The sequence below is a fragment of the Maribacter sp. MS6 genome (genome assembly GCF_056839185.1).
On record NZ_CM166389.1, the window covers coordinates 895,902 to 911,875 of the forward strand.

The 15,974-nt window shown below is 42.3% G+C and carries 2 protein-coding genes; both read left to right on the plus strand.

The genetic code is table 11. From position 1 onward, the window contains the following. The first annotated feature begins 152 nt into the window (after positions 1-152). Complete coding sequence (locus MS6x_RS04135) at positions 153-12,461, plus strand: T9SS type B sorting domain-containing protein (protein ID WP_482605499.1); 12,309 nt, start codon at positions 153-155, stop codon at positions 12,459-12,461. A gap of 231 nt (positions 12,462-12,692) precedes the next feature. Then, positions 12,693-15,923, plus strand: coding sequence for a hypothetical protein (locus MS6x_RS04140; protein ID WP_482605500.1), 3,231 nt, complete (start codon positions 12,693-12,695; stop codon positions 15,921-15,923). Positions 15,924-15,974: the final 51 nt, after the last annotated feature.

The following is a 15,974-nucleotide window of genomic DNA, read 5'->3' on the forward strand; positions in this document are numbered from 1 at the left end:
TCGATAAAGACCATAATAACGGGCAGTCCCAAATACCTTCCCAACTAATTAACCGTGTACACAACAGCAATACGTTGGTTGACAACAAATCATTGCCCACACAGCAAAAAATTGGTTTTTTAGCGCACGATAATCCATAGGAATCGCATTCAATGAAAAAGTTATTTTTACTACTGGCCGTTTTATTTTCCTTTGTTGGACATGCACAGCTTAGCGATCTTCACTATTTGCCACCAATGAAACAAGGGCAAAACCGCCAAGGTATAGACCAACAAGAAATTCATCTTTCTACGCCAGAACCTACTTCCTTTACGGTAAACGCATACAGAGGAACAAATCCTGTACCGGTAGCTACCTTTAATATTTCAAACGTAAATCCCGCGGTATACAACAGTTTTGGAAGAGGTGACAATAATATCACTTTGGTCGACAACGCGAATACAGGAATCGTTTTAACCAATAGTGGCCTCCGGTTTGAATCGCCAAGTGGTAATCGTTTTTATGTAAATTATAGGGGGAGCAGCAATGCCCAATCTGCCTCGTTGACATCCAAAGGTAGGGTAGCAATGGGTAGGAACTTTAAATGGGGCGGTGTACCTAATTTGGGAGAGCACCCATCCAAATCTAACACCCTAGGGATTATGGCTACCGAAGATAACACCACGGTAACCCTTTCCGGTTACGATCCGGATTGTGAATTTAGACTTGGGAACAACGTTGCAGGTATTACAGCAGATTCTTATAGCGTAACTTTGAATGCAAACGAATCATTTGTCTTTGAGAACTATGTGGGCAACGCTTCAACAGTTGCAAATCGTCAAGGTTGGATAGGGGCATCCATTACCTCTGACAGAGATATCGTTATTAGTAACGGTTCCATGAACTTTGGAAGACAAGCAAATGCCAGTAACCGAGATGCGGGTATAGACCAACCTGTACCAGAAAATAGATTGGGTAAAGACTATGTATTTGTAAGAGGTAACGGAAACCCAAACGGGTGGACAGAATTTCCGCTTATTATAGCCACAGCGGACAATACCCAAATTTCTATAAATGGCTCCGCCACTCCTATTGCTACGATAAATAACGGAGAGTACTTTGAGGTACCCAGCAGCTACTATTCCTCAAATACCGTGGGTGCCAATATGTTTGTTCAAACCTCCAAGGATGCTTATGCCTACCAATGTATGGCGGGTGCTAGCCAGGCATACACCCAAGGGTTAAATTTTGTGGCTCCTGTGAACTGCCTGCTTCCGGACGTTATGGATAATATACCTGATATTCGAAACATGGCAGGAACGGATGTCACTGGTGGCCTTACCATTATTGCCGCGGTTAATACACCGGATGCCAATATTGTTGTTAGTAATGGAAGTACAACAGTTCCATTGCCGCCTTCAAGACCGGTGGCAGGAACAACAGATTGGAAAACGTTCTACATTCCCAACCTAGATGGTAATATCAGTGTACAATCCACTGGCCCCATGGCTATTGGATTTTTTGGATATAACGGAGCAAGAGGTGTAGCGGGATATTTTTCAGGTTTTGATACCGTACCAGAGGTAACTTTAGAAGTCAGGGGCGGTACCGGCTGTTTTGTAGGCTCCGAAATATATGAGGCGACAGGAAATTTTGATGCTTACCAGTGGTATGAAGATGGCGTTGCCATTCCTGGAGCGAACAGCCTAAGCTTTGCAGCTACAAGGGCAGGCGATTATTTCGTTCGTGGAACCAAAGGCCCTTGTACTTATGATTCTCAGCCTATTACGGCACTATATTGTGATCCAGATGTTGTTGTGAACAAAACAGTTGACCAATCCGAAATTATGGAAGGGGAACTAGCTACATTCACGATACAGGTTAGAAATTTTGGCGTGGGTCCGTTAACCAACTTACAGATTACCGACAATATTCCCGACGGACTCACCTTGCAATCTAGCAGTACGATTACCGGAAACTGGAGCGGCAACACTTGGAACATAGGAACATTATTAGGAGGCGAAACCGCTCGTTTAGAGCTAAGGGTACGTGCAGACGAAATAGATACCTTACCCTTGTTAAGCCTTATCAATACCGTTACAAACTCACAGGATCAAATAGACACGAACACTACACTAGATAATCCTACGGCATATATCACGGTTCATAACGATTTTGATAACGATGGTATTAATGACACAACAGATGTAGATGATGATAACGACGGGATTTACGATACCGACGAATGCAATTCGTTAAGTGTAAACATTGCTAACGGAAGTGCTTTTACCGGTACACTTTCCAGTAATCAGGACTACCTTGTTTACGACATCTATAGATTGGATAATTCCTTTAATCTTACCATTAACGGATCCGATGTCGCAGGTGAAATACAGTTTCAAAATGCTCCTGGAAACTTTGTACGATTTCTTGATGGGTCCGGTTATGGCCAAAGTGGTAATCCGCAAGTGTACTCGTTAACAGGTTCGGAAGGAACTCCATTATTAAGGGTTGTGGTTGATGAAAATGGATTATTTTCTCTTTATGGGACCAGAACCTCCAATGGCACCCTAGAGCCTTTGATGTTAACAACACCTGCGAATACGGTAAACTGGAACGGCTCTGGAAACAATACCGTAGTCATTAACCAAGCTGTAGTAGGCCCTACCAACATGCTCGGAAACTTTTTAACTACCAATTGTGATACCGATGACGATGGTTTTCCAGACCATTTAGACTTGGATAGCGATGGCGATGGGTGTACCGATGCCAACGAATTTTATAAAGATAGTAATGCCGATGGCGGTGACGGCGGCGAATATGGTGCCGGAGTACCTGTAGTGGATACTTCTGGAGCTGTAACCAGTGCCTCCTACACCAGAGTTTTCGCTCCGGAAATACTATTAGGCAATACAACAGAAAATTTAGGTGGTACCGATATCAACGGACAAGATGTAAGTCTTGGACAAACCATACAATATGTTCTTAGGTTCCAAAATACCGGAGATGATAATGTCCAAAATTTTACAATAAGAAATGTACTGCCAGCCAATGTAAGCTTGGACAATGTAATCGTCCCCGTTGGGAGTGGGATTACCAATAGTCACGACTTGAGTACGAATACCTTGAACTTTTCTATACCAAACAATCTAGTACAAATAGGAAGGCCAGAGTATACGATACGAATTACAGTTACTATAGCCGGTAACTGCACGGATTTCGTTGCGGCCTGTTCTTCTCAATTAGAGAATAATGCATATGTAACTTATACTGGAACCCAAAATACAAACGTATTTTCGGATGAACCGGGGAACGGTCCTATTTCAGTCTGTGCGACTGCTCCAGTGGTAGCCAGTAATTCCATATTCAACGACCTTACGAATTGTAATGAATTTAGAATTGCCCAACTGTGTAACAACAGTGTTATTCTAACCGCAGGTCCTGGTTTTACCTCCTACAATTGGGTGTTGGATACGAACGGTAATGGACAAGTTGACGCAACTGATACTGTTATGAACGATGGAAACCCGGATAATGACGCTAGCACCTTATTTGTTACGGCAATTGGTGATTACATTGTTGAAAAATCCTCAAATGGTAGCTGCCCTAACATGGTAGAACGTATTAGAGTAGAGCGTTTTGGAAGTACCCAGACCAATCCGATCATAGATTTCTTTAATCAAGTAAATTCGGATAACAATCCGGATAACAATTTACAAGGGGAACTGGTTACTTGTTCTGTAGATCAAGACGACTTACAAAAGATATTCCTCTGCGGCGCCAATGACGAAACCACAATACAGTTGGGAATTACCGATGCTCAAAGTATTACTTGGGAAAAGCTTGTAGAAGGAAGCTGCACGGCTAGTGGAGACGATTGTGCGAATAAAAATCTAAACTGTACTTGGGACACCGTGGCTACAAATAACAACTTTACGGTTACGGAAAGTGGTCAATACCGGATAGTACTGAGATACCAAGGGGGTTGTCCAAGCACCTTTTATTTTAATGTATTCAAAAACGAATTGGTTATAGATGAACCTATTGTAGAAGATATTCTATGTGATACAAGTGGTTCCATTCGTATACCCAATGTAGGATCCGGGTACGGGTTCCAGTTGGTAGATGCAGCGAACAACGATGCAGTTATTGTGCCTTTTTCGGCAAATAACGGACCCATATTTAGCATTGCCAATAGCGGTACATATAAAGTACAAATAACCCAATTAAATCCTTTGACAGGCACTCCAATTCCAAATAGCTGTATTTTCGAGACTGGGGATATTGGGGTATTGGAACGCGATTTTCAAGTAAACCTCAGCACAACACCAGCAGATTGTAATAATCTAGGAACCATAGCCATTCAAGCTTTAAATGTGCTTCCGAACTACAGTTATGAACTTCGATTAGATGACGGTAGTAATGGTGGAACAGGAACTTTTGTCCGTGACCTATTGGCTGCTAACGACAATACCCATACATTCACAGGGGTTGCACCAGGAGATTATATCATCGTTACAGAAACGGATAATGGATGTTTAGACTCTCAGCAGATAACAGTTGAACGCACACCAAACTTAACTTTAACAGCTTCGGTACAAAACAATATTACCTGTACCCCTGGTATAGTAAATCTTACACCAGGTGGTGGTGTCCCCAATGCCAATTACCAAATGGCAATTTGGAGTAAAGATGGTACAGATTTATATACGGATATTTCGGATATCCCTGCATCCGAAATACAAACAGGAAACGGTGCCAATTTCCTATTTGGATACTCCGGAACTCCTAGTACATATATACCTGGAGAAGAAGGAGAATATACTTTTATTGTAACAGACGGGAGTGGATGTTCCTTTATTTCCAACGAGGTGACCATAGAAGACTTAGGCAGCTTGTCCGTAAGTGCAACGCACACCCAAATTACCTGCGCAGATTCGGGTACCTCGTCTTTAACGGTTGCAGTTTCTGGAGGTACGGCACCATACCAGTATAGCATCGATGGAGGTGCTTTCCAAACTACCGATACCTTTGTGAATCTTGCAGCAGGTTTTTACGAAATTACTGTAATAGATGCAAGCGGAAGCGGGACGGATGCTTGTACCGAAACGATTATATATGAAGTGGACCAACCTTTCCGTTTAACTGCTTCACCTTCGATTATAGAGGATGTATTTTGTGATCCGGCAGGGGCCTTGATAAAAATAGTAAACCCCAACGGTGGCCAAGCGCCTTACCTATTTAGCTTTGATGGAGGTAACAACTTTAGTGCAATAGACGAACAACGACTATTACCGGGAACCTACCAAGTTGCTGTCCAAGATGCACTTGGTTGTATTCATAATATGGATATCACGGTTCCAAATCCGGTGGCAACACCAAGCTTTGGTAATGCCATTACATATAATTGTGATGGTAGTGGAAACATCACCATTACGCCATCCAACACAACGGATCTAGAATATACCTTTACCCTTAACGGCACTTTAAACACCCCGGCAAGCAACAATAGTTTTAGCAATGTAAGCCCAGGAACACAGACCGTTACGGTAGGATATACCACTACTATTACTCCTGATCAAAGTACACTATTCTTACAGACTTTTGGAGCGGGACCAAATACCCAAATAGGTGAGGTAGGCACAGGGTATTGTTATGAACCACAAAATGGGAGTGAAACGCTATGCAACTTAGGTCCGGCAGGAATACTGGTAGACGGTGAGTACTCGATTACAAGCAACGTTACCAATCCAATTCCTGCCTATCGAAATCCTAATGATCATTCTGGATTGGTAAACGGACGTTTTATGGCCATAAACCCCAGTAACAACTTGGTAGGCACTAACAGTATTTTATGGAGCAGGAGCAACATAGAAGTTTTGCCAAATAGAGATATTGACATTGCATTTTGGGCCTATAACTTGCGACAAACAGCTTTTGCGGGCAATAATCCGGAAATTACTATAGAATTGGTAGATGCTTCCAACAACGTGTTAGGCAGTTTTACAACAAACGAAATTCCAAAAAATAACAATTCGAACGATTGGCACCTAAGGGAAGCTACCTTAAATCCTGGTGCAAACGCGCTTGTTGGTATTGTGCTAAGAAGTAGCCAACCTAGCGAAGATGGTAACGAGCTGATATTAGATGATATAAAAGCCTCCCAAACACCGGAAATCTGCGAAAAAACTACCGATATTGCCGTGGTTGTAGAAACAGGAAAGGCGTTTGAAGCTACACTATTGAGTATCGTTGACCCAAGTTGTGCAACAAGTACAGACGGTGCCATTCGTTTTGAAGTGGCCAATTTTGATGCCAGTACCGGTTTTGAATATTCTACCGACGGTACTATTTGGAACACTTCTTTGGTATCTCCGATAATCACAACGGCTAACCTTGCCGCGGGCAACTACACCGTACAGATTCGTAAAGTGACGGATAATACCTGTACAACCGATTTTCCTGTGACCATAAGTGCTCCGACACCTATAGTTCCTTCTCTAACCCAAATTGCAGATTATACCTGTTTGAACACAGGAGGTACTTTGGAAGCTTCGGCAACAGGTGGAAATCCAGGATACGAATACCGAATAGAAGATCTTTCAGGTACAGAAATAGCAGCATACCAGAGCAACCCTAGATTCCCGAATATACCAGATGGCGACTATGTAGTGCGTGTTAGGGATTCAAATGGATGTGAAACGGTATCTACAACACAAGTACAAATAGACCCTCCTACTGCTATAGACTTTGATGTGACACCTACAGCCTGTTATGATGGTCAAAACAATGCCTCCTTAAACGTTTCTGTAAATACTGGTAACGGTGGATATACGTTTAGGATAAATGGTGGCGCCTGGATGGCACCAACGCCTGCAACGGCCTTAACCTATACCTTCAATGGGCTATCAAATGGCTCTTATGATGTAGAGGTAACCGATAGTTTTGGATGTGTTTCTCCTGTAGAAACCATAGAGATTTCCCCTACCCTGCTGGCACAAGTAGATGTTGTTGATGTAAGCGCATGTGCAGATGGTAGTATTTCCGTAACTCCTAGTGGCGGTGTAGGAACATATGCCTATGCTTTTTTACCCACGGGAACTCCTGTACAGGATAGCGATTTTGGAGCTACGGACAACTTTACCGTAACGAATGCAACTTTAGGAGACTATGACGTATACGTTAGGGACAATGGTGCAACTACACCTTTTTGTCAATTTTTGGAAACGGTAACAGTAGCTAGTGCTCCAGTACTGGCATTCAACGCTTTGTCTACGGATGCCATTTGTTTTGGTGACACTGGCAGCATCGATGTGGCTATCACCTCCGGTCTCGCTCCATTTACCTACCAATTGGTAGATGTAGATCATGGAACATCAGATGCTACGCAAACTGGTGTTATGGCAACTTCCAGGACCTATTTTAACTTAACGCCCGGTGAGTATAATGTAATTATCACTGACGCCGCAGGATGTTCCGTATCTGTTAACGCCATCACTATTATCGAACCAGTTGAATTAACAGCCGATATCGAAGGCGAAACTCCTGCTGCATGTACGGGAGATGTAAATGATTTTGGGTTTAAATTTAGTAACTATCCTACTACCTTGGGTACAATTGAATTTAGTGCTGATGGTGGAAGCGATTGGACAGCTGGCGATAACAGCGTTCCTGGTACTACAGATGTAATTACAGGTTACGTGTCCGGTAGCACAGTTAATCCTTCAATGCGTACCGTTGATGGCTCTGGGAATACGATTTGTCAAGTTGATTTTCCTCCATTTGTCATTCCTTTTCCATTAGATGACTTAGACATAACCCTTCTTCCTATTATCGTAAATTGTAACGAACTACAAGTATCGGTACGAGGAGAAAACGGTACCGCGCCATATCAGTATACCTATGCCGAGGATCCAGCCAACTTTAATCAAATAACACCAGCTAATGGGTGGACGACGCCTTATGCATTAGGAACAACACATACCTTTCCTGGTTTAACACCCGGTAGAACCTATTCCTTTTACGTGCGGGATGCAGCAGGCTGTGTTAGACAAAGTAATGTTAATGTCAACGATATTACAACCAATCCAATGGAAATCACATCGGTTTACGAGCCCTCGTGTAGCGGTGGAAATAATGGTGAAATAACATATTCTATTCTAGATACTGATGGTTTTACAGAACCAGAAATGAACTGGACCTTGTTCGATATTAGTGGTAACACCATTACCACAAGCGGAGGGAATGTAACGTATTCAAGTACAATTACTGTTAATGGTTTGGCACCAAATCAATATTATATCGAAATTCAACAAGTTGATTCCGGTGGTACACCGCAATGTATTAGCGGAAGCGAAAACTTGTTATTGGAAGAATTAGACCCGATTACAGGAACGCTTAACGCAATTGAACATATCAGTTGTGAAAATCCCGGTCTTATTTTGGTTGAGAATATTCAAGGAGGTGGCGGTGCGTATTCGTATTCCGTAAGTGGACCATCAGGATTTACACTTACCGGAACTATGGATAATCCTATAGAAATTCCAGCAAATTCATTAGCCGGAGCGTACAACGTACAAGTGAGTGACCAGTATGGTTGCGCTTACAACTTAGGAGATGTGAATATGACCTTGACCGCAAATCCAGTTATAACAGACGTAGTTGTGGATAATTGTAGTGCCGCGGCATCAGTGACAATTAACGCTACCACAGGTGCTTCATCAATGGTCTATTCTTTGGATAATGGAACCACTTATGTAAACAACGGAGGTGTTTTCAATAATGTCGCTTCAGGCAGCTATACCGTCCTTGTAAAAGACGGGAATGGTTGTACCGATTCGCGCGCTATTACGGTAAACCCAAGCCTTCAGGCAACCGCTTCCCTTACCCAAAACTTAGGTTGTGGTGTTGGACAAGAAGCAGAGTTGACGCTTACCGTTTCTGCAGGTTCTACGAATTATGAGTATGAAATAGTTAATACTGCAGGAACCGTAATTACTAGACAAACCATGCCAACCGCTTCTATAGCAACTATGGTTCCTGTAGCGGATACCTATACCTTACATGTGTATGATATAGGAACCAGTAGTCCTGAATGTAGCCGTACGTTTACTGTAGTAGTCCCACCGGCGGTACAACCTAGTTTCACCCCCAATCCTACGGATGTAACCTGTAACGGTGGTAGTGACGGTACGATAGCTATTACAGAGACTAATAATGGCAACAATCCGTTGATCTATAGCCTAGTCCCAAACAATGGAAGTTTTAATTCAGCGACTAACACGTACGATAACCTTCCTACCGGAATTTATGAACTTACGGCAACAGGACCCAATGGATGTACTACAACTATAAACAACATACTGGTAGACGAACCTAATCTGATTACATTTGATGCTCCGACGGTTTCGCCATTTGGTTGTTCCTCCGGAAATAACAAAGAAAATGCGACCATAGCAATAGACTTAGCTAGTATCACCGGAGGTTCTGGCACGTATACACGCTATCAATTTATTGAGAACGGTAGCGGCATTATTTTACAAAATGGTTCTGCCAACGCATATACATTTACCGACACTAGTGGCGGTGATGTTATGATTCGTGTTGTAGATGAAAATGGATGTTATGGAGAGGTATTAGTCAATGTTCCTGCATATGACACATTGGGAACCCCGACAGTACATATAGACGAAACTATTTCATGTAGTAATCTTGGCGAGGATATTTCAATAGATGTATCAAGTAGCATAACTAGTTTTGCTTCCGACCCAGCAAACTACGAGTTTAAACTTGCTACTTCAGCAGTATTCCAAGCTTCAAACCTATTTACTGACCTACAACCAGGTAGTTACACCTTTGTTGCTCGTAATATTGAAACGGGATGTGAATTAAATGTATCTCATACAGTAGCGGATCCAAACACCTTTAATGTAACGGTCAATAAACTTTCGGATGCCATTTGTTTTGGCGATGATGGCAGTATTACTCTTTCTATAACGGATGCAAGCTATACAAGCGGCTTCAACTGGCAAATATTCAACAGTAATGGTACCCCAGCGGATCGTTCGGACGATGGTACGGCCATACTAACCGGAAATTCGGCAAACATAGGACCAACAGCAGCGATTAGTGTTCCCGCTGGCAACTATGTGGTAGAAGTGGTACAGAATGCGTTCCCAGATTGTACACAAGTACGTTCCTTTAGCATCACTACCCCAAGTGCTCCACTAAGCTTGGATACGATTGCACAAACAGATGTAGGATGTAGTAATGACCAAGGAACTGCCTTGGTAAATCCTTTAGGCGGAGCCGCACCTTACACTATTCAACTAACAAATACAACAACTAGCATAGTAGCCAATGCGAACGGAGTAAATTCTAATTTGTTCCAAGGTTTAACTGCTGGTCAATATACTATAAATGTAACCGATGCGCTAGGATGTACAGAGGTATTCACAAATGCTTTTGAACTGCTATTGCCCGACCCCATAGACGGTCTAATTTCACAATCTACGTTAGCTTGTGAGGGAGATACAAATGCGTCTGTAACGTTAACATTAAATCCAAGGAACGTATCCAGCACTTATAGGTACATACTTAATACTTATAGCGATGCCTCAGGTAGTACGTTGTTGCAAAATACTGCGAGTCAAATTACCGGTATATTCAACAATTTGGGAGCAGGATTCTACACCATCGAAGTATTGGACGCTATGGGATGTAGGTATGTTTCGCCCATAACTGAAATCGTGAATCCGGTTGAGGTAAGTGCCCAATTATTAACTACACAGTCCATTGGATGTCAACAAAATGCTACTTTAGTCTTAACTGCTCAAGGAGGCACAGCGCCGTATACTTGGAGTGTGGATGGAACCACCTTTAATCCTATGAACGCATTAAACGGTGCAAACACCCACGAATTTCAAAATGTTGTGGCCGGAACGTATCAATACTTTGTGCAGGATAGTTTTAACTGTGTATCTGTCATATCCAATGAAGTAGGAGTAAATTCTATTGAGAATCTTACCGTAACTTTAGATACTTCCGCAGCAGTTGTAAACTGCAACGGAGAACCTACCGCACTTATCGATGCAGTGGCTGATGGCGGTCTTGGTAATTATCAATACGGATTATTTTCGGATACAGGTTTAACAAATGAGATTCGTCCCTACCAAGCTGATGGACTGTTCACCGACTTACCACATGGCACTTATTATGTAAGTGTTATAAGCGAAGACTGCCAAGTTACGTCAGAGGTAGTCACAATAACGGAACCAGATGCATTAGTGGCAACTCCAACGATTACAGATGTGCTCTGTAATGGTGATGACGATGGTAGTATTGTAATAGATATAGAAGGCGGTACAGCTCCCTATCAGTATGCCATTTCCCCGAATCTCAATCAGTTTGACGATGTAAATAGTTTTGAAAACCTTGCCCCCGGAGACTATTCGGTTATCGTACAGGATAGTAAGGGTTGTTTTGAACTGATAGAATTTACGATTACTGAACCGGAATTGTTAGAAATGGAAGTTACCGTAACTCCAGAGTTTTGTGTTGGCGAGGCCGATGGGACAATCACTATTGCCCCAACAGGCGGCACGGCTCCATACAGTACTAGCCTTAACTCAAACAATCAAGGAGATTATGTAGAAAATCAGTTGACCTATGTCGACCTTTCTAGTGGCAATTATATTGTCTTCATAAAAGATGCTAACGGTTGTGAAACCAATCAAACAGTAGTTATTGAAGAAGGTGTTAATATAAATGCAACTGTAGCGGTAATCTACGATTGTCCTGATGGCACGCTGGGTAATAGTATTGAAATTACCCTTGAAGATAGCACTGAACGATTGTATCTATTATTTGCATTGGATAGTACAGATCCGAGTGATCTGCAATTGGACCCGGATTTTATGAATATTGCACCTGGTCTGCATACGCTAACCATTGCTCATGAAAACGGATGCACCCGAACCTTCCCTTTTGAAGTGGAAGCATTTGACCCGTTAGGAATTAGTTTAGAGCAACGTAGTCTAAACGAAATTACTGTCGTCGCCACTGGAGGAAGAGAAGGATACACCTACTTTTTTAACGGTATCGACAATGGAGACGACGAAACCTACTACATCAAGGAAACAGGAAACTACCAAGTAACAGTTGTAGATGAAAACGGCTGTGAAGCTACGGCAACAATCTTTATGGAGTTTATTGATATTGAAATCCCAAATTTCTTTACGCCGGACGGTGACGGACAAAACGACATATGGATACCCAGGAACATTGAACAGTTCCCAGAACTGTTTCTTAATGTTTACGATCGTTATGGTCGTATAGTCTATAGATTGGCCGATAGCCCTGAAGGATGGGATGGGTTCTATCAAGAAAATACCTTACCAACCGGAGATTATTGGTATGTAATCAAACTCAATGGTGAAGACGATACCCGAGAGTTCGTAGGAAACTTTACTTTGTATAGATAAGAGAATTATAACCATGACAACCAAAACTCCGGTACTTCCCAAATGTGGATATATCGGAGTTTTTAAATAGCATAGATTCTTTATGATTTTTCGCAAGTGGCCATCTACTTCGTTACCGGTTCGTAAATACTTAACAATCAAAATTCAACGATAAGCAACTCCTACTTATCCTTTCACAACAAATAATTGTGGAACCCTTTGAATGTGGGTTTCTTAGCAAAAAAAGATTTCATGGGAAGACATTGTTGGCTCTTGTTTATTCTATTGGTTTTTGCTTGCGTTCAAAGCTATTCCCAGTTGAGCGATTTGCATTATCTTCCACCTTTAAGACAAGGCTCCAATAATGCAGCTATACGAGACCAAGCTATTTATCTATCCACACCTGAAACAACTCCGTTTACCATAAATGCGTATAGAGGTACCAATACGACCGCAATAGCTACGTTCACGCTATCCAATGCAAGTCCTATTACATATACGCTTGCCGATGGAAACAATAATATAACTTTGGTAGATGATAACAATACCGGCGTTGTGCTGACTAATAGTGGTCTTCGTTTTGAAGCGCCGGGAGGTGAAAGATTCTATGTAAACTACAGGGGAAATTCCAATTCGCAGGGTGCCTCACTAACATCGAAAGGTAGAATTGCCCTAGGAACGAATTTTAAATGGGGCGGTGTACCTAACTTAGGTTCGGAAAATTCCAAATCCAATACGCTCGGAATCATGGCAACCGAGGATAATACCACCATTACGCTCTCAGGTTATGATCCAAACTGTGAATTTAGAGTGGGTAGTAATAGAGCAGGAATTACTGCCAATAGTTATACCGTTACCTTGGATGAAAACGAATCATTTGTTTTTGAAACTTATATAGGCACTTCACCTACTCTTGCGCACGAAAGAGGGTGGATAGGTGCTTCAATAGACTCCGATAAGGATATTGTAATCAGTAACGGATCGCTGAATTACGGTCGCCAAGCAGGGAGTAGTAACCGAGATGCAGGTATAGACCAGCCCGTTCCAGAAAATAGATTGGGTAAGGAATACGTATTCATTAGAGGAAACGGAAATGCCAACGGTTGGACAGAATTCCCATTGCTTATCGCCACAGAAAACAATACACAGATTTTTGTAAACGGAGCTGCAACACCCATTGCGACACTTAATGAAGGTGATTTTTTTGAAGTTCCAAGCAGTAACTATTCCTCAAATTCTGTTGGGGCGAATATGTATATAGAAACGTCGAAAGATGTGTATGCCTACCAATGTGTTGGTGGGTCCACACAGGCATACACCCAAGGTTTGAACTTTGTGGCTCCTGTTAGCTGTCTTCTACCGGACACCATGAATAATATTCCAAATATTACCGATGCAGCGGGCGTAACCATAACAGGTGGCGTAACCATTATTGCAGCAACTACAACCCCAGATAACAATATTACGGTCATTGATGGCAATGGTTCAGTAACCCTGCCCTCATCGGCTGCCGTTACAGGAACATCTGAATGGAAAACCTTTTACCTTCCCAGTCTAACAGGGAATGTTAGCGTACAATCAACCGGACCGGTTGCCGTGGGTTTCTTTGGTTTTAACGGGGCGCGAGGCGTTGCCGGCTATTACTCGGGATTTGATACAGTTCCAAGTATTGACTTAGAGATCACAGGTGCCAATTGTTTACCTGGAGCCATTTTAGAAATCGCAAGTGGTGAAACGTTCGATGCATACCAATGGTTCGGAGACGGTGTTTTAATACCTGGGGCCACATCCGCCTCTTTTCCCGCAAGTATCGCAGGTGATTATTTCCTTAGGGTAACTCGTGGACCTTGCACATATGACTCCAATTCAATATCCGTTTATTATTGTAACCCAGATATTGAATTAGTAAAAACAGTGGACAATACTTTGGTAAACGAAGGAGCTACCGTAACGTTCACCATTAGCGTGCAAAACTTCGGCATAGATCCAGCCACTAACCTGGTAGTTACAGATGTGTTGCCTCCCGGATTATCACTGGTATCCGTATCCCCGTCCGTTGGTTCTTGGTCTTCTCCTAATTGGACCATAGGAACATTACCGAGCGGCACTTTGGAAACCCTTGATTTAGTTGCCTTAGCTGATACAAATAGCATGACTACCCAAAGTCAATGGGTAACAAATACCGCTTCAAACAGTCAAGATCAAACGGATAGTAATATTACCCCGGATAGATCATCGGCGGCAGTTATAATCAATAATGATTTTGACAGTGATGGTGTTGTCGATGCTATTGATCTAGATGATGATAACGATGGCATCCAAGATTGCACGGAATCTAGCAGCACTATATCCAATGGAACGTTCGGCTGGTATCTGAATACCCCTAGCGGCACTTTGGCCATGGATGGTGAAGATGATTCAAATATTAGCACTTGGTTTCTATCCTCCACATCAAACTATAGTTTTAGCGGTATTGTTGCAAATGTGCCATCTAGTGCAATAGAATTAACCAACCTTACCGCAAATGACTTTGAGCAAGCCGTAGCCAACAATGATTTTGTACAAATCTCCTTTACCACTTCCAATAACCTAGTAAACCCGGTTCTTAATAATATTGGTAGTGGGTGGTGGCAGCCAGCTGGTGGTGACTCCTTTAGGATAGGCGTACAAATTTCAGCCGACGGATTTTTATCAAGTATAACCACTATAGAGGATTTTATCGTAACAAATAACGGTAGCACTTACCAATCCTTTGATTTAATGAATCAAAGTTTTATCCCATTGAATCCAAACACTACCTATACCATCAGGTTTTATATTTATGGCCAAATCGATGACGATGCTGCGAACTTTGTCATGTTCGATGATGTAAATCTTAATGTATCGTCATGCCTTGGTATGAATAGTGATGTGGATAGTATATTGGACAGCTATGAATTAGATTCCGACAACGACGGCTGCTCAGATGCAAACGAGGCTTATAATAATAGTAATGCCGACGGTGGCGATGGCGGGGCATACGATACAGGAACGCCACCCACTACCAACGGCAACGGTACGGTAACAGCGGCCTCCTACTCCGCCCCTGCAGATAACGATAGTAACGGTATCTTTGATTTTCAAGAAGCAGGTAACGTCCCTACCATTACGGTTCAACCACAAGACGAGCGTGTATTTTTAAATAACGATGGTACTGTAGAGGTTACCTCGGCCAATGCGGACACCTATCAATGGGAGTTAAGCACGGATAATGGAACTACATTTACAACGATTACGGATGGAAGTGAATACACCGGCACACAAACCGACGAATTGACCATAGTAGAACCTGATTTGGATAAGAACGGCTATGTGTACCGTGCTATCCTTTTAAGTGATACGTTTATTTGCGGACAAACCCTAACAAATGAAATTGTGCTGTCCGTTGGACCACGAACCATTATTACGAACCGACGTATTACAATCAGGGTAAATAAAAATTAGAATAGCAACTATTCCACATTCTTTTACGAAAAATCTGTAACAAATCATCCA

Bases quoted from the DNA above. Each gene is read 5' to 3' on its own strand.
- MS6x_RS04135 (WP_482605499.1), top strand. From the start codon at position 153: ATGAAAAAGTTATTTTTACTACTGGCCGTTTTATTTTCCTTTGTTGGA.
- MS6x_RS04140 (WP_482605500.1), top strand. From the start codon at position 12,693: ATGGGAAGACATTGTTGGCTCTTGTTTATTCTATTGGTTTTTGCTTGC.